We start from the raw sequence: 20,432 nt of genomic DNA, 5'->3' as shown, positions 1-20,432 counted from the left end.
GTTTGTAAATAATAATGAATCAATTTAATTGCTTATTTCAATTCCAATAATTCTTGATAATCATAAGAATAATTAGCACGTTCAAGCGCTTCTTCTGTAATTTCTAGTAACTCTTCAAAACTATCTTCGACAAGATCTTCTTCAATAAATCCATCTTCTAATGTTTCATTATAATATTCCAGACCTTGAGCAACAATAAAACATCTCGTATATAGAAAAGCATCATCTGAATTATATTTATTATCCTTTAAAGGTAGTTTTTCCAGTACTTCAAGATGCTTTGCTAAAGTATTATGGAAAGAAATTATTTCTTCTCTAGGATATTTAGTTAACTTTTTGATTGCATATTGTTCATCAAGCTCGTCAGGGAAAAGATGGTCAATCACTTTCCAAAATTTTGTATCATCCATTTGCATTTTATTGTTCATTACGATTTCATCTTCTATTCCATAAAACTTATCTTTTTCTTCTTCAATTTTTTCTGGCCTATTTTCCTCCATCCAATCCCAAAATGGATCTCTAGCATTCATTAGGAAATGTTCGTTATTTTTAGGGATATGAAAATCTATTTCTATATTTCCTATATATTCAAAATCGATACTTGAATCATGATATTCCTCTGCCCAACTTATTGCGAATTCTGAAAATGGATTTTTAGTAGGATAAATTTGTTTTAATCTAGTATCAGTTAGTTTCGGTAAGGTAATGTCAATATAGTCAGCAACATAATATTGCTTTGATTTTTCAACTGTTTTAATAATAACTAAACATGTATATAACCCGTACGGTAGTTTTTCTACTAGAACATCACCGGTTTTAAGTTTATCAAAATCATACATATTTAAATCTCCTTGTAAAAACGTTTTATTTTAATTACATTTTATCATTCTTTTAACATCTTAATCGCCTTTTCAAGTAAAACATCGCGTGATAATTCTTCAGTCGTCCATGGAATTTCGATATCTGGTGAAATTCCTTTTAAAGCCATAGAGACACCATGGTCTAAACCGTTATATCTTGAATAAGGACAAAGTAAGTCAAATTGATCGTTTAAATAGAGATAACTACAATTTGAATAATCATTCATGCCTTTAGTAGCTCTTCCTATAACCGTCACAAATTCGCTATGTTTAACGGTCTCAACAAAATTGTCACCTGAACTCCCACATCTTTCGTTAGCGATTACAATAACTTTGATATCTTGAGCAATTCCGTCCAGTACAATCGGTTCAATATCATCGCTGAATTTGATCATACCTTTACCATAGTTATCAGACATTCTTTTGCGATATTCCTTAAACGCTTCCTTCGTCTCTCCCTCATCCATCTTCATCAAATCTTTATCCACTTTACTAATCATATAATCACAATATTTTTTTGTATAATTAAACGTTAATCCGTAGTCGATATTTAATATATATCCAGGTGGAAAGATGTATTCTAACAATGGATAATATGCAAAGTCACTGCCACCTCTATTATCACGCACATCGATAATAAATTTTTTACTCCGTTTAAGTAAATTACGATTTTGTTTAATAAGTTCATGTAGTGCATTAACATTTTTAAAATCAGGTAATCTGATAAATATGTAATCATCATGATTTTCTATTCTATATTCTTCATCATATAATTCATCATTAGACGCGATAAAGATATTTTTAACTTCTCCATTTTTTATAGTTACAGTTTTATACTTACGAAGAACATTATGCCATTCGTATCTTTCAGGATTTGGATCAAATAATAAATCTGCTTCATTCTCAATTATATCTTGAATTGAGTGCTCACCTATTTTTATTATTTCACTACCAATCGATATGTCTGGGTCGATAGATTTTACAACAAACAGCCGATTATTATGGTTCTTACATAAGATTGATATTTTTTTTGTATTCAGTTTATCAATAATACGTAAATGAGGATCATGCAGTTTATTGAGCTGTTCAGTTACATCGGGAAAGAAATCATGAATATTTGAAAAATTCATCGATGTAATAATATCCTTTTTATCATCAAATCCGACATATTCCTCAATTAAATATTTACTTAATAACTCTAGTTCACTTTTAAACATTATATCCCTCCACCCTGTTAAATATACAGAATATTCAAATATAATTATATAATAATCATGATTAGATGACACTAAACAAATTAAACGATTGTCCCTTTTCTAATAAAGAGTTATATAGTAAGCAAAAAAGCACTTCTCGATTATCATCGAAAAGCACTTAAATTTTATGAAATTATTTATCTATAAAATTATACTGGACACGAGTTAATATTTAAATTTATTAGAAATAATTTTATACATAATTAATAGATTGAAGATTGCTATAAGTAAAATTATAAGTATATAACCTACTAATTCTTTTATATCTACCTCAATCGTTATTAATAAATACGCTAATACAATCGAACTTAATGTCCCCATATAAAATCCTGGTATAATCTTCTTGATTACAATGGCCTGTATATAATGAATCAAAATATGAACTATATAAACTATGATTAATGCAATGTATAATGAGATATTATTATTCATATAACAATAAAATGATAAGAGTATAATGAGGATCAATTGTTCGATAACGATAATAGTAAACTGAAAACTACTAATTGATGGTATCTTTTCAATTACTTTATTACTATTAATCCATTTTAACCGTTCCACGAATCTAGGTAAAAATATAATCTCTTCTATTTCATGTGTCATGAATAGAATCGGAAACAACCAATACAGACTTGATTCATCTATCATCTATTTCGTTTCCAATATTACCTGAACCTATCGAAATTCGGTTCCATGTATTGACTTGATTAATTAGTAATATAAAATCAATATACTCTTTTTCTGATAAGTATTTTCTCATATTCAAATAATCTTCATCTGAAATAGAATGTTCCGTGATTAGAGTTAGTTTTTTGGAGAATAAGAGTATTGTTTTCTCTTTATTATTAAAAATCTCATTTTCAATATCTAAGTTAATTATGTTTTCTATATACTTTTTCTCAACTTTCTTTTTTACTGCTTCTTTATAGTGCAACTCAATACAATAAGAACAACCATTTAATACTGAAATATATAGCTTTACTAATGGTATTAGTTTTCTGTCCATCGTTATTTTATTTACATACTTTTCTTGTAACATAACATTTTCCATACCAACTGGAGATACTTTAAAATAGTTGACTCTATTATTCATATTCATAAAACTACCTGCCTTAACGATACCTTTTAATACTAAATTTTTCATTAAAACTCCTCCTATTTGCAACATTTGTAGAACTTTTGTATATATAGTAAATTTATTATAAGAAAAACTCAATACTACTTAATTAAGTTCCACATAATTCAATTTTTGTTGCATAGGAGAAAATAGAAATGAAAAAATCTAATAATCCATCAGTAATTAGATCTCAACAGTGGCTATATAATAGTTTAATAATGCTAATGAAAGATAAACCATTTGATAGCATTACAATTGGTGAAATTACAAAAAATGCTGATCTTGATAGGACGACGTTTTATAGAAATTTTGACTCTAAAGAAGATATTTTGAATGTAGGCATTTCAAAAATTAAAAATAAATACATGGATGTATTAAAAAACACACAATCATTAAATATGGAATTTTTATCTCTCGCCTTTTTTAAAATTTGTTATGAAGAAATTAATTTATTAAGACTGTTACATTCTCAAGGACTGTCCTTTTTATTACTTAATCAGTTTAATGAAATATTGCCTCAACTCCATATATCTGTTAAGAATAAATTTAACTATCAAATAAGCGACGAACATCTTATTTTTGCTTTATATTTTAATACAGGAGGATTCTTTAATATTTTAATGAAATGGATGGAGGGTGGATTTGAAGAAAGTACTCAAGAATTAGTAGAGAGTTTCATTGAAATTACTAAATTTAATGTTTCTAAATAATCAACACCAAAGGAGAGAAAATATGAATAATCAGCTATTCAATGAATTTATTAAGGTTTGTAAAGATTTAAATAAGGTAGATATAAAACCTACTTTGATGGGATCTTTGGGGTTAGAATTAGTTAGTAATACAGACTGGCAACCGAGTGATATTGATATTCATGTTCCAGGAGATCCACGAGGTTGGGATGCACCTGATGAAGATAGAATATATAATTTTAATGTTATTTATTCAGTTATGAACAGGTTAGATTACCGTTTAGTAGATCGGCATGAACATGAATTCACTAATGGCATTATAAGTATAGAATATGGTTGTATTGATACCTTACCTGAGTTCGCTGGTATACCACTATCTGATTTACAAGATATGCATATAGATGGCGCTCATTTTTATGTCCCAAGTTTGGAGCAGTATTTGAAAATTTATGAGTCATCTTCTAAGGATAGTTATAGAAATAATAATAATAACAATAAAGATTTCGAAAAAATATTGTACTTAGAACGTGTACTTAATAAGTAATTGTAATTAGATAAAGTTACCATGCAAGATAATAATAAAAAGCCACCTCTCGAATAATTTCGAGAGGTGCTATATATGTCAATATAACAATGATATTAACGTATTGAGAACTGTGGTGAACGACGAGTGCCTTATACCCAAGCTTCTTACATTACGATTTTTTCGCTTTTATCACTAAAAACGGTGGTCTATGATTTACTTTCATAATATGTTCCTCATCCCAAAACTTTCGTGATATTTCTGTATTTCCAGTATCTATAACGCGTTCAATTTGAAATCCATTTTCAATCAAAGTATTCATTAACGTCCCTATCGTTCGATGATATCTTATGACTTCTGTATCTAACCACTCTATCGGCCTTGCGCTTTCTTCAAAATAATGATCTAATTTATAGTGATTAAACTTACTTTCTACATGTGACCAGATTTCTTCCTGCTTTGTTGCAGTTGTAACTGGATGTTCTGTTGAAAACTGTAATATCCCACCGTTATTTAGCATTCCAAATAGTTTTAGAACGAGTGCTTCATACTCTTCTATATAGTGAAATGCCAGACTTGATACTATCACATCAAATTTAATGTCTGTTTCATATGAAAGTATATCAGATACAACAAATGACACGCGTTCATCATTTACATGCTCTTTCGCATAAGAAATCATATTGTTCGAAATATCTAACCCTACAATCTGTTTTGGGTTCAATTCGAGCATATATTGAATAAATTTCCCCATACCACAACCAATGTCTAATACCGTTTTCCCTTTTATATCTGGCAACTCTTCTTTCATTACCGGCATTTCAATCATTTCGTTATAACTTAACTTATTGTTACGAATTTTTGTATAACCTTTGTAGAAATGCTCATTATCATAAATATTTTGTGACATTCTATTCATCTCCTAATTATACTTGGGCCCAGTAATTTAATTGTAACGATGACTACAAAAAAGAATAGACTTATATTATAAAAATATGTATGATGTATTATAGAAGTAACAAAAATAATTTTACAATAATTTACATAAATTTTAACAGCCATCGTTTATCGATGGCTGTTTTTCTTATTCATGATTAATAATATGTTCAAAAATTTTATTCTCACCTAACAACTTGTCTTTTAATACGGCAGGTTGAAGATTAATCTTTTCGATTTCATTTAGTGGAAACCATCGATACGCCATATCTTCTCCATTTTCACATCCGATTATAGATATTCCTCTATCCCATAATAATTTGGAGTGACAAAAATAATAAACGCCGAGCTCATGGAATGACTTTTCTTGTGAATGATATGTTTGTTCAATGAAAATAGCACTTTGTTCAATCGCTATGTCAGTAGAAAGTTCTTCAAATATCTCTCTTTTCAACGCTATTCTAGAATCTTCCAGCATTTGAACTTTGCCTCCCGGTGGTGCCCAGTAATTTTTGATGTTTTGAAGTAAAATATGATTATTTTCTATAATTAAAGCTGAAGCTCTGTATTTGAAACGCTTATTATCTTTAGTAAATGTGATGTCCATAAGTTACTCCTTGAGATTTATTAATATTTTCAATAAATCCGGCTAAATAAACGAATTCACTTCTTTTCGCCTATTTAGCCGAATTCAAGTTGACTTTCTAATAATCAATTTTGACGACAATTCCTCTGATGTTGCCGAGTCAGACAGTATTAATTCCACACTACGATCTCCCATTTGTAATAATGGCAGATCGATACTTGTTATGTTATTTACCTGTGATAGTTCACCGTTTTCGTAGGATATGAGTGCAATGTCTTCTGGCACTTTAATGCCTTGATTCTGAAACTCTGCATATAGTCCTGCACAGTGGGCATCATTGGTCACAATTAACGCATCAGGTAAGTTCGTTTGTTTCAGTATTTTTTGTGCGAGTTGTTTCTCTTCTGTAACATATGGATGATTATTTATTACTCTGGATACAGTGGTTACTGACACACCTGCTTCCTTTGCGATATCACGAATATTTGACATGAAGCAATTCCCCCTTGCTATGAAAATCGTTTCATACATTACAATCGACTTAAGAAAGAGGTGATTGTAATGTATGGCTGTTTATCACTGATTATTTTATGTGCCATTGAACGCTTATTTGTAAGTATTGTACCGGAAGTTGAAGATAAATATTAAGGCTTATGAAGGTATGTATAAAGCTTAATTGATAATAAAAATAGACAGGCGGCAATATTTGATTTGCGTCCTGTCTATAATAATATTAACTTGATTGTACACTTTCAAAATAAATTTGATCTTCATCATAATAATCTACTGCATTATCAACAAATACGTGTGTCATGATAAAGAATTCATGGTTATAGTCTTCTATTTCTTCGTGTGTATCAAATATAAATGGTACTTCTTCTGTTCCGTCATGTTGAAGAATTATTTTAGAAACAGGAAGATCGATTGTATGGAAGTCACTTGTTTCATCAGTATTTTCTTTTCTTTCGATTAAAATAAGTTCAATACGATCAATATCTTGCTCAGCTAAGTTTTCTAATTTTACGATACCAGCAATCTGTTCCTCAGGATGAAATGTTGTTTTCTTAACAAGTGTATCAACTTTTGCATCTCCAATTCCTATTGATGTAAGAAGTTCTTTAAACATGATATACCTCCTTATTGCGTATATGAATTTTTAATATAATCTCTCTTAAATTAAATTAATCGTACCATAATGCATGTTAGACTTAAAATAATATCCTTATTCTATTGAAATAATGTTTATTTCTTTTCAATTATGGTTACAGTTATACAACGATTATTAAGGTTTTTCACTTTAATTTCGGTTACAATATAATAATAAAATGAATAAAGGAGTTTTCTATGTCACGTTTATTTAATTTACTCAAAAAAGGTAGTAAGTCTTCTCTAATTGCAGCAATCGTAAATTTTATTCTAGGTTGTTTAAAGTTCGGAGCTTACGTATTTACTGGTAACGTCGCTATGTTCGCTGAAATGATGCATTCATTCGGTGATGCTGCAAACCAATTATTCGTATGGGTTGGTTCAGCGGTTTCTAAGAAAGAACCGAACGAGAAATTCCCATTTGGTTATGGTCGTCTTGTTAATATCGTTTGTTTATTTGCAGTGATTATCGTTGCAATTTTAGCGTACGAGACAATTTTAGAAGGGATTCACCATATTCAGCACCCTGCTGCTGCGGGTGATCACAATCCTACGCACTTCTTAATCAACGTCGGTGTATTATTAATTGGTGTTGTGTTAGAAAGTTCAGTTTTATATAAAGCTGGTAAAGAAGTGTTAGAAGAAGTTAATAAACCAACAACTGGTCTTCACCCTTTCACTACGAGTTATGCCAATTTAGCTAAAGCTAAGCCTGCAACGAAGTTAGTATTTATGGAAGATACTGTTGCAACGGGTGGCGGTGTTATCGCTTTAATCGCCGTTATTGTTTCTCGTTTTACAGGATTCACAATGATTGAAGGTATTGTATCTGTTATTATCGGTTTAGCGATGTTCTACGTTGTATTTAAAGTGTTTATGGAAAATGCAGCTGGTGCTATCGGTCGCGCTGATGAAGATATGGAAGTTTATGCTTCTAAAATCATTTTAGAACATCCTGAAATCTCTGATATTAAACGTTTAGTCGTTATGAAAGAAGGAGAAGATAAGCATATTGAAGCGACTGTGGAAACATTAGGTCATCAATTTAATCTACGTGAATTATCTGCAATCAAGAAAGATTTAGTTACAAAGTTATTACAACAACCACACGTTACAGATGTCAATATCGAAATCATGGAAGATGACGGTACGGATGACTGGATCAGTGGTAAAGGATCATCAGTAAATATAGTACACAAATAAGGAGAGAATTATATGCCATTTATTACAGTAGAATTACTAGAAGGTCGTTCAGAAGAACAGTTAAAGAAAATCGTTGAAGAAGTAACAGAAGTTGTTGCTACAAATGCGAACGCACCGAAAGAAAATATTCATGTATTTATTAAAGAATTGAAAAAAGAGCGCTATGCAGTGGCTGGTAAATTAAAATCAGAATCTTAATTCAAAGAAAAAACCTGTTTGTCCTTAGCGGACAAGCAGGTTTTTATTGTTCATTCGGATTGATTCGTGCAGCCATATTAATACGTTTCGGAGCAGGCTCAGGTTCTACAACTGCTTTTATATCATTTAGTATCATCGAATAATCATTTTGGAAGTCGACAACGCGTCCCCCATCTAAATATTGATCGAGTCCTTTATGGATAATGATATAGATTGATTCATTTTCTTCTTTGTTTGTGCAAGAGATAATATATTGTGTTAAAGCTTCAGCGTAATCAACTGGATAGCCGATAAATTCTGAGATTAATCTGACCATAACAACTTGTATTTCTTCTGCGCCAAAGTCATTTTTTTGTGCATAACCATTGAGTACACCGAAAGTATACGCCACCATTGCCTGATCATCTGCATCACTATGTTCATCGTATACAGGTGACGCTTGTAATGTATCAGCAACTTTCACAGCATACTGGTACATTGCTTCTAAATCATTCATTTTAAATCCCTCCATTTAATTCATAATTTATTTTATCATTGTTATATTATGAATGCATATAATAAAAACTCAGTCTTCTGACTGAGTTTATTCCTCTAGAAATTTCTTAATGGCTGCTTTATTTTTCTCTTTATCAATTTCTAATACTGCGCCAGCTTCAGGATAACTCATCTGAGTATAACTATCTTTCACTGGAATAACTAGTGTATTAGGGTCTTTACTCCCTCTAATTACAAACGAAGTGCCTGTTCTAAATATTTCTCCATCAGTCATGTCTGTATTGATATACCCTCTTGCAATACCAGCAAGTTTAGGTGTTTTTAAGATTACTGGAAGACTAACCATTTCTTTCTTTAAAGCACGGATTACTTGCTGTTGACGTCTAACGCGACCAAAGTCAGCTTCAGCATCATTTCTGAATCGTGCATAGCCAAGTAACTCTTTACCATTTAGATTGTGTTTACCTTCAGTCAGCGTGACACCGATTTTTTCTGACATATCCTTTTCAACATCAATAGGTACACCATTCGGTGATATTTCATCAACCATTGCAGAAAATCCTTTAAAATCAACAATCGCATAATGATCAATATCGATATCTAGATTCTGTTTAATCGTTTGGCGTAAAAGTTCCGGTCCACCTAATGTATATGCTGTATTAATCTTATAATTTCTGTAACCTGGTATTTCAGCATAAATATCACGCATCACGGAAATAACTTTCATCTTTTTATTTAAGTAGTTATACTGGCCAATCATGATTGAATCAGTTCTTGCAGATCCATCAACCGCACGGTCTTGACCTAATATTAATATATTAATTTTCCCATCTTTTTTATTTACACCATTAAATTCATATTGTTCATGTTTCGGTTCGTGTTTTTCTGCTTGTTTTAAACCACTTTCATAACTCGATTTTATGTATAAAAAACATCCTAATAAAATACAAATAATAAATAATAATATAAACGGTAACTTACGAATACGACGCTTTTTTCGGCGACGTACAGGTGGCGTTTGTCCATCCATAATAAAACACCCTACTTTCCATTCTCCAGTATATTAAACTTATAAAAAATAGGACTAAATTGCAAGCAAATACCTATGGTAATTGTACATTATTATCGTAAAATAATTAAAAGGAGGTAGATTGAAATGAAAACGATATATTTTGCCGGAGGTTGCTTCTGGTGCATGGTAAAACCTTTTGATTCATTTGATGGTATTGAAAGTGTAAAGAGTGGTTATATGGGTGGACATATTGAAAATCCAACTTATGAACAAGTGAAAACAGGTACGACAGATCATCTTGAAGTCGTTGAAATAATTTATGATGATGCTGTATTCTCATTTGATAAATTATTAGAGATTTTCTTTGCTCAAATTGATCCGACAGATGCTGGCGGTCAATATATGGACAGAGGCACACAATATAGTACTGCTGTATTTTATACTGATGAAACGCAAAAAATGAAAACAGTAGATTACATAGAAAGTATTCAAGATAGATTTGATAAGCCGATTGTAACTGAAATACGTGCCGCTGAAGTGTTCTATTTAGCTGAAGATGAGCACCAGGACTTCTATAAAAGAAACCCTGAACGTTACAAACAGGAACAAATTGATCGTGAAAATTACATAAGGACACAAAAAAATCTGAGCTAATGCTCAGATTTTTTGATCGATTGATGATTGCATTAATACGAATCATCTGTGTGATGAGTGAACTATCTTTTCGGTAGACTAAATATCTTGATTGCCAGTCAGGATTGAACTTTTCTTTATATTTACGTAATCCTTTAAAACTATAAAGTCTTGAGATAGAATCAAATATCTTACCTGCCAGTCGTTCACGATAAAATGCATGTTTATGACTGCCTACGTTTGATAGTGGTGCCATTCCCATATTAAATGAATGATAGCCCTTCTCTTTCATTAATAGCATTGTATTTAAATATAGACCATCCATCATTTGGAGTTCATTATCTTTCCAGCGTATCATGTCTACTGAGAATGAATGATTATAATGTGTTGGCATGAATGAGACGAAGCCAATGATTTCAGCATCATTTCTAATCACTCCGATCGGTGCTTTGCTTAAATAATCAGGATTAAACTGCCCTACTGAGAAATTCATTTCGTTACGTCCATTTAACCATTCATTCGAAACTTCTTGTAATTGTGCAATTAAACAATCATCAAATGGAGGCTCTAGCACTTCGTAGCGATATCCTTCTGTTTCGAATTTATTGACAGTTGCTCGAAATGCACGTTTTTTCTTTCCGCTGATTGTAAAGTCTTCAAGCGGAATGACTGCTTCCTCACCTAGTTTAAAGAATATATTTCCGAAATCATGATACATCGGTAACAGATGCGGTTGAACCTGATAGAATGCCACGTCATAACCATAATATTCTGTCTTATCATAGAACTGTGTCAGTAAACATTGAAAAGATGCCTTATTCCCTATTGGATCACCTAATACGATAATACTATCATTTTTAAATTGAAACATGACAAATGCATCACGCTCATCATTTGTAAAGAATAATTTGTCTCCAGTGAATGCCAGATGACTTACAAAATTCCCGCCATAAGACTGAATAATTTTGTCTATCTCCTCTGTTGACATTTGCATATCAACTTTAGTTTTAAATTTTTTATTGAAAAGATAAGAGAGTGTATACGTCACACCTGCAAATAATACGATTAAAAGCAGGAAATAATATTTTAGTAAGTTACTATCGAAATCAATATTTTCTGTGCGAATCAAACCTTCTAATTGTAATGAAAGTAACCATCCGTTGATTGATAATAACACGATTGATGAAAGAATGGTTAATCCAGCTCTTTTTAATGTTATTGGTCTTCTAATCGAACTGACATTCCGATTGCCGATAAACAATAGTATTAACACAATAAATAGCCAGATATAAATGAGAAAGTTTCCATATGTCAGATATACGACAATCAGTAAAATACTTACTGCGACCATACTCATTACATGCGAGCGTCTTGTGTCATGCATAATACCCTTAGCATTAATGATTAATATCAGCGCAGCCACTCCATATAATGCGGCTAGAAATAAATACGTATTATGTTTCACATCATAGATAGCTTCTATGATTACTAAACCGTTACTTAAAAATAATAAGAGACCAGTAATACCAACAATAACTCCTAATGCAATTGCGGGAAGTTTTACAATTACGTCACGTAAAATGCTTAAAAACAAATTGCTTGTCTCAATTGCTGGTCCAACATATTTATGATCTTCAAATCGATCTTCAAATTGTTTTCTCGCCACACCTCTATACTCGAAAGTCGATAATGCAAGTGCAAGCAGGAATGGTACAAAGTAATAAACTACGCGATAAATAAGTAAAGCAAGTAATACTTGTTCTTCTGTAATTCCAATAGCTTTAAAACCTACAAGAATCATTAAATCAAATGCACCAAATCCACCTGGTACGAGTGATATTAATCCTGCTAAAGCTGCTACAACAAATATGCCGATGACAACTGCAAATGGTACGGGATTACCAATACATTTAAAGATTAAGTACATTACGCCACTCGCTGCAATCCACTCCAATGCAGAGACTAAAGTAAATTTTAATCCTAATAATTTATCCTGATTGACCGGTTTTATAAATGTATATACTAAAAACACAGGTAAGAATAAAGCAGTGATAATTAATGCAATGTTATACCATGGGTAGTGATCAAAGGCATGCGTGTTATTAAATAAATTGAATATGATACCTAGACTTAAAATGCTCATTCCCGAAATCATTGATATTAACAACAAGGAGATTGCTTTAACTAAAGTTCTTTCGTCATCAGCATAATTTCTATAAACTAGTAATCGCAGTCCAGCACCAATTATGCCTCCGAATCCAATTACAGCGTTTAATGCATTCGCTATAAAACTTGTGTTCAATAACTTTTTCTTAGGAATTGATAAATTTAAATTTTTAGCCAATACAAAGTCATATAACGATAACAACATTACTGCTAAAAACCCTGATATAATCAGACCAGCGAGTTCATAAGACTGCAACGATTTAAACGCAATATAGGTTGCTTTATAATCAATAGATGATAATTCACCGATTAATTTATAAAAAATAAAAACAAATAGTAAAGATATAAATAATATTTTTAGTTTGTTTTGGTGGTAATTTAAAAATGTTTTCATATTTACCCACTTTCTATGTTAAAAAATGTATTTAAATATTGTTTATGTAAAAAAACGATATTACTATTGTACATGTAAATAACATTTTTGCAAAATCACAAAAAAATGAAGCATAAACAAGAGTTATGCTTCATTTTTATTAATCTCATATGGACCATGTGCATCCTGAAAATATTTATTATATCGTATTTTAAATTTATGGAAGAAAAATTGTACTAAAACTTTCATAATTGCGTATAGCGGAATACCAAGAATAACACCGATGATACCGAGCATGTTTCCTGCACATAGCAGAACGAAGATAATTGTAAGTGGATGAATCTTCATCGTTTTACCCATAATACTTGGAGAAATAAAATGACCTTCTAAAAATTGTACCGCCATCCACACAACAGCTAACTTCAATAGCATAAGTGGTGAGTCAACAAGTGCGATGATGATTGCCGGACTGATGGCAATCATAGGTCCTAAATAAGGCACAACACTTGTAACTGCAGCAATACACGCTAAGATAAGTGCATATTCCAGTCCTATAATTTTATAACCGATAAACAGTAACACTCCTATACAAAAAGCAACAATCATTTGTCCCTGAATATATGAACCAACCTGGACATTCATCTTCTCCAGAATTTCATTGAAATCACTGCGATAGCGTGGGGGTAATAATTTGATCAAATAGCTTTTAAATTGTTTACCGTCTTTAAGTAAAAAGAATAATACAAAAGGAAATGTCATAATTACCACTGCTACACTAGCAATTGTGCCGATAATAGATTTTAAACGAGATGAAAAGCTACCGAGATAATCCCCTACTTTATTAGGTAGATCACTTAAGTTCGTATTCACCCACTTCTGAATATCCTGCATATATGGAGCAATGCGTGAATTAGAAGCAATATCATTAAACTTATTAAGGAGATGTTTCATATAATCCGGAAAGTTTGCTACTAGACTTAATATTTGCTGTTCAATTAAAGGTATTAATACAGTAATAAGTATTGTGAATACACCGATAATCAATAAAAACAAAATAATAATCGCATAAAGTCTTTTGACCCTATTGCGTTCCAGTAAATCTACGATTGGATTTAATAGATAAAAAAGTATAAAAGCTAAAATGATTGGACCAATAATCGTATTAAAGATAATGAGAAGTGGTTTAAATACAAATGATACTTTAGCAAAAACAAAGATTAATATCCCTACTAAAATAAGGACACATAATGAAAAGATGAGATTTTTTCCACCTAAAAAACGCATAAATCGATTATCCTGCATAGATTGTTTCCTCCTTATGTTTTTTATTTTGATTTTAACAAATTAATTAAGGTTTACATAATCAAGTTATTGTATTCTTTAGTGTTAAATATAATATCAAATTTAACCATAATTATCATAAAAAAGCAAATTAGGGACCAGCGCATGCTAGTCCCTAATCGTTTCAATATAATTATTTGATATCTAAAATTGCATCTCCTGCAACTGTATGACCATATTTAATATTGTGCATTGATTTGTCTGTTAAGTTTGTGAAAATGATTGGTGTGATATCACTATCAGCATTTGCACGAATATATTCTAGGTCTACTTTTAATAATGTTTGACCTTTCGTTACATGATCACCAGGTTTAACTAACATTTCAAAACCTGCACCTTTTAATCCAACTGTTTCTAATCCGAAGTGGATTAAAACTTCAATACCATCATTACTTTCAAGACCAAGTGCGTGTTTTGTCGGGAAGTCCATCTTAACCTCACCGTCAAATGGTGCAACAACTAATCCTTCTTCTGGTTTAATCGCTACCCCGTCACCCATCATTTTTTGACTGAATACTTGATCAGGTACCGTTGAAAGTTCAACCACTTCACCAGTAATTGGTGCATAAATTGAAGTTGCTGTAGATGTTGAAATATTTGATGTTGCTGGAACAGCTTCAATTGTTTCTTCTGCTTTTACAGCACCTGGGTCTTCGATATGCACTTGTTCTGGACGTGTAACTTCACCAGACATAATACGTGCCATTTCATGTTTAATCTGATCTGACTTTGGACCGAAGATAGCTTGCATGTTGTTTCCAACTTCTAATACCCCTGCAGCACCTAACGCTTTTAATTCTGGTACATCAACTTTAGATTTATCTTTAACTTCCACACGAAGACGTGTAATACAAGCATCTAAATGTTTGATATTTTCTTTACCACCCATTGCATCTAACACACTGAAAGGTAATTCATCATTAGAAGTTACTTTATTCACAACCTCTTCATCTTCTCTTCCAGGTGTTTTTAGATTCAATTTTACAATAAAGAATCTAAATACTGAGTAGTAAATAACTGCATATACTAATCCCACAGGAATTACTAACCACCAAGGTGTTCTGCCTTGTAAAATACCGAAAGTGAAGAAATCAATAAATCCTCCTGAGAACGTATAACCTAAATGTAAATCCATTAAATACAAGATTAAGAATGATAATCCATCTAATACTGCATGAATAAAGAATAATACTGGTGCAACAAATAAAAATGAAAATTCTAATGGCTCAGTAATACCTGTTAAGAAAGATGTTAAGGCTGCAGACGCCATTAAACCACCTACGAATTTTTTCTTTTCAGGTTTAGCAGTATGATATATTGCTAAAGCTGCTGCTGGTAAACCAAACATCATGACTGGGAATTCACCCTGCATAAATGCACCTGCTGTTAATGGGACTTTATCTTGAATTTGAGCCATGAAAATATTTAAATCACCATGAACAACTTTTCCTGCTGCATTTGTATATGTTCCAAATTCGAACCAGAATGGTGCATGGAAGATATGATGAAGACCAAATGGAATTAGTAATCGTTTAATCATACCAAATGCGAAGACTGCTAATGCTTTATTTTCTTCCATTAAGTAAAGTGATAAGCTATTCATTCCACTTTGTATTGCCGGCCAAATAAAGAACATTGCAATCCCTAGTATAAAAGCACTAAAAGCTGTAACGATTGGTACAAAGCGTTTTCCGGCAAAAAATCCTAAAAATGGCGGTAGTTGGATATTATAAAATTTATTGTATGCCCAAGCAGCTAAAATACCAATAATAATACCACCAAACACACCTGTTTGTAATGTTGGAATACCTAATACAGTAGCATAACCAGGACTAGAACCAACATTTTCAGCATTAATGCCTCCAATTTGTCCCATTGTAACGTTTAACACTAGGTAACCAACGAATGCTGCTATAGCTGCAACACCGTCACCACCAGCTAAACCTACAGCGACCCCGAGTGCAAAGAGCAGTGGCAAGTTATCAAAAATAATTCCACCTGCGGCTTGTAACATAGAAGCAACTTTGACGATAATGTCATTGCTTAAAAACGGGAAAAAATTAACTAATGATTCAGTTTGTAGCGCAGCACCAATCCCTAAAAGTAAACCGGCTGCTGGCAAGATTGCTACCGGTAACATCAATGCTTTACCGATACGTTGTAATTGACCGAATAACGTTTTGAACATATTTTATTCCTCCTAAAATGTTTTGTTTAGATTGTTAGATGTGATAAGAAGAAGATAAAAGCAAATTTACATACATATTCATAAAATACTAAGCTAACAAAAAAGGCATAAGTATATACTGGTCCCTTTGTACCAGTAATAACTCATGCCTGCTTATCAGTTACACGTTATCTACTTCAGTATTAAATGCTTGAATATGCATAGTAAGATATACAAGCTCTGATTCATAAACCGGCTTGTTTAAATGCGTCTGCATCATCTTAACAACCTTTACAGCCGTATTGTAACACAATGGATATTGTACTTTCAATAGGTTTTCTAACTTTTTTTGTTCAGGCATACGATCATCAGCCATCACGCGTTGAACAGCAAAACTAATATGTCTAACAAATCTTGAATAAGCTATAGAATCCTTATCTATATTAACTTTCAAATCCTGTTCTATCATATGAATCGCTTTTGTAATCACTTCGGCCATCATATTCATATCACGAAGCGAATGATTATTAACGGATGAATGGATATGTAACGCAATAAAACCTACTTCCGTTCTTGGAAAATTAACTTGTAGCTTATCATTTAACATTTGAACAACTTGTTCAGCAATTAAAAATTCTTTCTGATATAGTGCTTCTGTTTCTTTTAAAAATGGATTTGCAACAAAAATACCATCTTTATAACGTTTCAGAGCAAAAATGATATGATCCGTTAATGATAAAATAATTTTATCGTCCATCTGTCCATCTGTTCGCTTATCGATAAATTCCACAATCTCGATGACTGTTGCAATAACATGGTCATCTGTTAACGTCATTAAATCTTTATAGCGTTCTTTTTCCTGTTCCGTTTTAAGTTCGAACATTTTTTCTATCTTGTTTAAATCCTGATCTATAATTGTATGCCCAGCTTTTTTATTGAAGCCTATACCTTTACCGATCAATACAACTTCCTTATTATTTTTAAGTGCAATTAACACATTATTATTCAACACTTTTTCGACAATATATTGTCCCATATTAAATACCTCATTCCAAAGACCTATGTGTTCAATTTAGTTACATGGTAAAATAATGTTAGCTATATATATAGCTGCTATATTATAAGTAAATATAGTGAAACTTAATATTAAATAAAAATTGGAGGGATTAAGTTGAAATTATACAAAAAGTTATTATTCATTTCAATAGCATTATTACTACTTGTAGTTCCATTTAAAAATGCTGACGCTGTTACTGAAGAAGCCTGGTCTGAAGCTGTTACTGTTTACGGTGCTGCCCTTGAACAAAATAGTGATCTGCAAAGTAAAACTAAATCATTACTCGGCACAGATGATAGTGATAAGACAACATATGTCCATGCTGCAGATTTAACAAAATATTTAGGCTTACAATCTAACGATAGTGTTTTAAAATCTAGTATTCGAATCAAAAAATTATCAGCTGGATCTGGTCTTTCTTTAAATATAAACCAATCAGCAGGTAAAATCACTAAAATTACCGAAGATACTTACAAAAATGCATTACTCACTGCTGGTGTAACGGATGCTGAAGTTACGATTGCAGCAGCAGAAGATGTTACTGGTGAAAGTGCGTTAGCTGGTGTATATAAAGCATTTGAAGCTCAAGGCGAAACAATTGACACTGCACAGACGCAAGCCGCTCAAAATGAATTGAATTCAATTTCAAATATTAATGCAGAAAATGCCGGCAAAGAAGGGTTCTCTCAAGAACAATTAAATAAAGCAATCGCCGAAGCTAAAGCGGAAATTGCCAAGCAAGGTGCTAACTTAAATACGACTGAAATTAAAAATATCGTTGTACAGAAGATTGAAAACAATGGACTGAATAACATTATTTCTGACAACCAAATTAACATCATCGTTAACTTCATTAATAATGCACAAAATTCTGGTGTATTCAGTGGAGAAAATAAAGATAAGTTTATCAATGGTGCAAAAGACTATGTCAATGAGATTAAAAATTCAGATGGCTTTAAACAAGCTACTGATAAAGCAAAAGATATGGGGAAAAGTATCCAGGATTCTCTTGAAAAAGAAGGCGTATGGGATAAATTTATGAACTTTATTCAATCCATTATCGATGCAATTATGGGATTATTTAAATAATGTTATATAAAAAGAATCAGCGGATGATTTCATTCGCTGATTCTTTTTGTCTTTATTTAGAAAATTGTTTTACTATTTAATTTTTTTTAATCTCTTTCGTTTCTAGATTATCCTGTTCAGGATGATATTCGTAAGGATTCTCTCCCCATGTTTCAACAGATGATAAATCTGCTTTAACATGTTTTGTCTTAAACACTGGATTTAAACCTTTTTTGCGTTGTTCTCCGTAATCTTTTGCAACTTCGAATACAACATGTGCTAATCCAATGATTGCTGTAATATTTAAGATGGCCATTAATCCCATAAATAAATCAGCTGTAGACCAAACTGTTTCAACTTTAATAACAGCTCCGAAAAATACCATGAGTACTACTAACAATCTGAAGATAAACATTACTGTTTTATTTGTTGTCAAATATTCGATGTTTGATTGTCCATAATAGTAATTACCTAACACAGATGAATATGCAAATAAAAATACTGCAATCGTTAAAAATACTCCGCCAAATGAACCGATATGACTGTTTAAAGCTGCTTGAGTAACTTCAATCCCTTGAGGTGCTTTCTCACCAAACTCTAAACCACCATATAATAAAATCATTATTGCAGTAGCCGTACATACTAGCATCGTATCAAAGAATACACCAAGGGATTGTATTAACCCTTGTTTAACCGGATGACTTACTGCTGCAGTAGCTGCAGCATTTGGAGCAGAACCCATACCTGCTTCATTTGAGAATAATCCACGTTTAATACCTTGCATGATGGTAAATCCTAAAGCACCACCAAATGCTGGTTCTAAACCGAATGCACCTTTTACGATTTGCATAAGCATCGGTATAACGTCACCTATATGTGTGATTAATACAAACAATACGATAACGATATAAAGAATCGCCATTAAAGGAACAATTGCTGTTGACACGTTAGCAATCCAACGTACGCCACCAAAGATTACAAGTGCCGTAATCACAGCCAGGATGATTCCTGTCCAGAATGGATCAAAATTATATTGTTCTTTAAAACTTGCAGCAATCGTATTTGATTGTACCGTATTAAAGACAAAAGCAAATGTTGCGGTAATAAGTATTGCAAATGTTGTACCTAACCATTTTTGACCTAATCCATGTTCCATATAGTAAGCTGGTCCCCCGCGGAAACCACCTTTTTCATCTTTAACTTTATATACTTGCGCGAGTGTCGCTTCAAAAAATGCACTTGCAGCACCAAAGAATGCAATGACCCACATCCAGAAAACTGCACCTGGACCCCCTAAGACAATTGCAGTTGCAACACCAGCGATATTACCAGTACCTACTCGGCTTGCTGCACTTATAGCAAAAGCCTGAAAAGATGAAATACCTTTTTTCCCATCTTCGAGTGTTTCAGGTTTCTCACCGATTACCCTAAACATTTCAGGTAACCATCTAAACTGAACAAATCTTGAACTTAAACTAAAGAAGAATCCAGCAAGTAATAATAAACCGATTAAAAATTCAGTCCATATTAAATCATTACCAGCAGTGACAATCGATTTAAACCACTCTGGTATCATTGCATCAAAATCAACATTCGAAAACATATA

Annotated in this window: 20 protein-coding genes and 1 pseudogene; 6 read left to right on the top strand and 15 right to left on the bottom strand. The window is 32.0% G+C overall.

What is annotated here, in order from left to right; all coding sequences use genetic code 11:
• Positions 1–32: 32 nt before the first annotated feature.
• From BHU61_RS04190 to BHU61_RS04175, 4 genes are all read right to left on the bottom strand, one after another.
• Positions 33–839: a DUF4240 domain-containing protein gene (locus tag BHU61_RS04190; RefSeq protein ID WP_111714859.1), complete on the bottom strand. Its 807-nt coding sequence runs from the start codon at positions 837–839 to the stop codon at positions 33–35.
• 44 nt (positions 840–883) lie between these two features.
• Positions 884–2,077, bottom strand: coding sequence for a S41 family peptidase (locus BHU61_RS04185; RefSeq protein ID WP_111714858.1), 1,194 nt, complete (start codon positions 2,075–2,077; stop codon positions 884–886).
• A 204-nt stretch (positions 2,078–2,281) separates the two neighbouring features.
• Complete coding sequence (locus BHU61_RS04180) at positions 2,282–2,764, bottom strand: HXXEE domain-containing protein (RefSeq protein ID WP_111714856.1); 483 nt, start codon at positions 2,762–2,764, stop codon at positions 2,282–2,284.
• Entirely contained in the window at positions 2,754–3,260 is a 507-nt protein-coding gene (locus tag BHU61_RS04175; RefSeq protein ID WP_170122447.1) for a carboxymuconolactone decarboxylase family protein, read from the bottom strand. Before BHU61_RS04175 ends, BHU61_RS04180 begins: the two co-directional genes overlap by 11 nt.
• Before the next feature lie 128 nt (positions 3,261–3,388).
• Here BHU61_RS04175 and BHU61_RS04170 point away from each other — a divergent pair, with 128 nt between their 5' ends.
• Positions 3,389–3,943, top strand: a complete 555-nt coding sequence (locus tag BHU61_RS04170; RefSeq protein ID WP_111714853.1) for a TetR/AcrR family transcriptional regulator — start codon at positions 3,389–3,391, stop codon at positions 3,941–3,943.
• Positions 3,944–3,965: 22 nt separating this feature from the next.
• Complete coding sequence (locus tag BHU61_RS04165) at positions 3,966–4,466, top strand: phosphoribosylanthranilate isomerase (protein ID WP_111714851.1); 501 nt, start codon at positions 3,966–3,968, stop codon at positions 4,464–4,466.
• A 151-nt stretch (positions 4,467–4,617) separates the two neighbouring features.
• Here BHU61_RS04165 and BHU61_RS04160 read toward each other — a convergent pair whose 3' ends face one another.
• From BHU61_RS04160 to BHU61_RS04145, 4 genes are all read right to left on the bottom strand, one after another.
• Entirely contained in the window at positions 4,618–5,355 is a 738-nt protein-coding gene (locus BHU61_RS04160) for a class I SAM-dependent methyltransferase (protein ID WP_170122446.1), read from the bottom strand.
• A 174-nt stretch (positions 5,356–5,529) separates the two neighbouring features.
• Positions 5,530–5,988 carry an NUDIX hydrolase gene (locus BHU61_RS04155; RefSeq protein ID WP_111714848.1) on the bottom strand — a complete coding sequence of 153 codons (459 nt, stop codon included), beginning with the start codon at positions 5,986–5,988 and terminating at the stop codon, positions 5,530–5,532.
• Positions 5,989–6,072: 84 nt separating this feature from the next.
• Complete coding sequence (locus BHU61_RS04150; RefSeq protein WP_111714846.1) at positions 6,073–6,459, bottom strand: substrate-binding domain-containing protein; 387 nt, start codon at positions 6,457–6,459, stop codon at positions 6,073–6,075.
• A 241-nt stretch (positions 6,460–6,700) separates the two neighbouring features.
• Entirely contained in the window at positions 6,701–7,093 is a 393-nt protein-coding gene (locus BHU61_RS04145) for a sporulation protein (RefSeq protein WP_111714845.1), read from the bottom strand.
• A gap of 218 nt (positions 7,094–7,311) precedes the next feature.
• On the opposite strand from BHU61_RS04145, the gene BHU61_RS04140 reads away from it, so the two are divergent.
• The gene (locus BHU61_RS04140; RefSeq protein ID WP_111714843.1) at positions 7,312–8,316 is read left to right on the top strand and encodes a cation diffusion facilitator family transporter; all 1,005 of its coding nucleotides are present in this window, start codon (positions 7,312–7,314) and stop codon (positions 8,314–8,316) included.
• Between the two features lie 12 nt (positions 8,317–8,328).
• Entirely contained in the window at positions 8,329–8,514 is a 186-nt protein-coding gene (locus BHU61_RS04135) for a 2-hydroxymuconate tautomerase (protein WP_099577929.1), read from the top strand.
• Positions 8,515–8,557: 43 nt separating this feature from the next.
• Here BHU61_RS04135 and imm48 read toward each other — a convergent pair whose 3' ends face one another.
• Both imm48 and BHU61_RS04125 read right to left on the bottom strand, forming a co-directional pair.
• A complete protein-coding gene (gene imm48 / locus BHU61_RS04130) occupies positions 8,558–9,010 on the bottom strand; it encodes an Imm48 family immunity protein (RefSeq protein WP_099577927.1) in 453 nt (150 codons plus the stop codon).
• A gap of 87 nt (positions 9,011–9,097) precedes the next feature.
• Positions 9,098–10,039, bottom strand: a complete 942-nt coding sequence (locus BHU61_RS04125; protein WP_111714839.1) for an LCP family protein — start codon at positions 10,037–10,039, stop codon at positions 9,098–9,100.
• A 120-nt stretch (positions 10,040–10,159) separates the two neighbouring features.
• Between BHU61_RS04125 and msrA the strand changes: the two genes are divergently transcribed.
• Entirely contained in the window at positions 10,160–10,675 is a 516-nt protein-coding gene (msrA, locus tag BHU61_RS13350; protein ID WP_133423106.1) for a peptide-methionine (S)-S-oxide reductase MsrA, read from the top strand.
• Positions 10,676–10,703: 28 nt separating this feature from the next.
• On the opposite strand, the pseudogene mprF reads toward msrA, so the two are convergent.
• From mprF to glcT, 4 genes and pseudogenes are all read right to left on the bottom strand, one after another.
• Positions 10,704–13,214 (bottom strand): annotated as a pseudogene (mprF, locus tag BHU61_RS13545) (bifunctional lysylphosphatidylglycerol flippase/synthetase MprF); the annotation flags it as partial.
• A gap of 123 nt (positions 13,215–13,337) precedes the next feature.
• The gene (locus BHU61_RS04115; protein WP_111714836.1) at positions 13,338–14,495 is read right to left on the bottom strand and encodes an AI-2E family transporter; all 1,158 of its coding nucleotides are present in this window, start codon (positions 14,493–14,495) and stop codon (positions 13,338–13,340) included.
• Between the two features lie 172 nt (positions 14,496–14,667).
• Complete coding sequence (gene ptsG, locus BHU61_RS04110; RefSeq protein ID WP_111714835.1) at positions 14,668–16,722, bottom strand: glucose-specific PTS transporter subunit IIBC; 2,055 nt, start codon at positions 16,720–16,722, stop codon at positions 14,668–14,670.
• Positions 16,723–16,882: 160 nt separating this feature from the next.
• On the bottom strand, positions 16,883–17,737 hold the full coding sequence (glcT, locus tag BHU61_RS04105) for a glucose PTS transporter transcription antiterminator GlcT (RefSeq protein WP_111714833.1): 855 nt from the start codon (positions 17,735–17,737) through the stop codon (positions 16,883–16,885).
• Between the two features lie 135 nt (positions 17,738–17,872).
• On the opposite strand from glcT, the gene BHU61_RS04100 reads away from it, so the two are divergent.
• Entirely contained in the window at positions 17,873–18,847 is a 975-nt protein-coding gene (locus BHU61_RS04100) for a DUF1002 domain-containing protein (RefSeq protein ID WP_111714831.1), read from the top strand.
• A 76-nt stretch (positions 18,848–18,923) separates the two neighbouring features.
• On the opposite strand, the gene alsT is transcribed toward BHU61_RS04100, so the two are convergent.
• On the bottom strand, positions 18,924–20,429 hold the full coding sequence (gene alsT, locus BHU61_RS04095) for a glutamine transporter AlsT (protein ID WP_111714830.1): 1,506 nt from the start codon (positions 20,427–20,429) through the stop codon (positions 18,924–18,926).
• Positions 20,430–20,432 lie beyond the last annotated feature (3 nt).

This window comes from Macrococcus epidermidis, from assembly GCF_003259695.1.
GTDB lineage: Bacteria > Bacillota > Bacilli > Staphylococcales > Staphylococcaceae > Macrococcoides > Macrococcoides epidermidis.
Note: the sequence above shows the minus strand (reverse complement) of the source record. Positions and strands in the feature narration are given on the sequence as shown.

Excerpts from the sequence above, each read along its gene's own strand:
- BHU61_RS04190 (WP_111714859.1), bottom strand. The coding sequence starts at position 839 with ATGTATGATTTTGATAAACTTAAAACCGGTGATGTTCTAGTAGAAAAA.
- BHU61_RS04185 (WP_111714858.1), bottom strand. The coding sequence starts at position 2,077 with ATGTTTAAAAGTGAACTAGAGTTATTAAGTAAATATTTAATTGAGGAA.
- BHU61_RS04180 (WP_111714856.1), bottom strand. The coding sequence starts at position 2,764 with ATGATAGATGAATCAAGTCTGTATTGGTTGTTTCCGATTCTATTCATG.
- BHU61_RS04175 (WP_170122447.1), bottom strand. The coding sequence starts at position 3,260 with ATGAAAAATTTAGTATTAAAAGGTATCGTTAAGGCAGGTAGTTTTATG.
- BHU61_RS04170 (WP_111714853.1), top strand. The coding sequence starts at position 3,389 with ATGAAAAAATCTAATAATCCATCAGTAATTAGATCTCAACAGTGGCTA.
- BHU61_RS04165 (WP_111714851.1), top strand. The coding sequence starts at position 3,966 with ATGAATAATCAGCTATTCAATGAATTTATTAAGGTTTGTAAAGATTTA.
- BHU61_RS04160 (WP_170122446.1), bottom strand. The coding sequence starts at position 5,355 with ATGTCACAAAATATTTATGATAATGAGCATTTCTACAAAGGTTATACA.
- BHU61_RS04155 (WP_111714848.1), bottom strand. The coding sequence starts at position 5,988 with ATGGACATCACATTTACTAAAGATAATAAGCGTTTCAAATACAGAGCT.
- BHU61_RS04150 (WP_111714846.1), bottom strand. The coding sequence starts at position 6,459 with ATGTCAAATATTCGTGATATCGCAAAGGAAGCAGGTGTGTCAGTAACC.
- BHU61_RS04145 (WP_111714845.1), bottom strand. The coding sequence starts at position 7,093 with ATGTTTAAAGAACTTCTTACATCAATAGGAATTGGAGATGCAAAAGTT.
- BHU61_RS04140 (WP_111714843.1), top strand. The coding sequence starts at position 7,312 with ATGTCACGTTTATTTAATTTACTCAAAAAAGGTAGTAAGTCTTCTCTA.
- BHU61_RS04135 (WP_099577929.1), top strand. The coding sequence starts at position 8,329 with ATGCCATTTATTACAGTAGAATTACTAGAAGGTCGTTCAGAAGAACAG.
- imm48 (WP_099577927.1), bottom strand. The coding sequence starts at position 9,010 with ATGAATGATTTAGAAGCAATGTACCAGTATGCTGTGAAAGTTGCTGAT.
- BHU61_RS04125 (WP_111714839.1), bottom strand. The coding sequence starts at position 10,039 with ATGGATGGACAAACGCCACCTGTACGTCGCCGAAAAAAGCGTCGTATT.
- BHU61_RS04115 (WP_111714836.1), bottom strand. The coding sequence starts at position 14,495 with ATGCAGGATAATCGATTTATGCGTTTTTTAGGTGGAAAAAATCTCATC.
- ptsG (WP_111714835.1), bottom strand. The coding sequence starts at position 16,722 with ATGTTCAAAACGTTATTCGGTCAATTACAACGTATCGGTAAAGCATTG.
- glcT (WP_111714833.1), bottom strand. The coding sequence starts at position 17,737 with ATGGGACAATATATTGTCGAAAAAGTGTTGAATAATAATGTGTTAATT.
- alsT (WP_111714830.1), bottom strand. The coding sequence starts at position 20,429 with ATGTTTTCGAATGTTGATTTTGATGCAATGATACCAGAGTGGTTTAAA.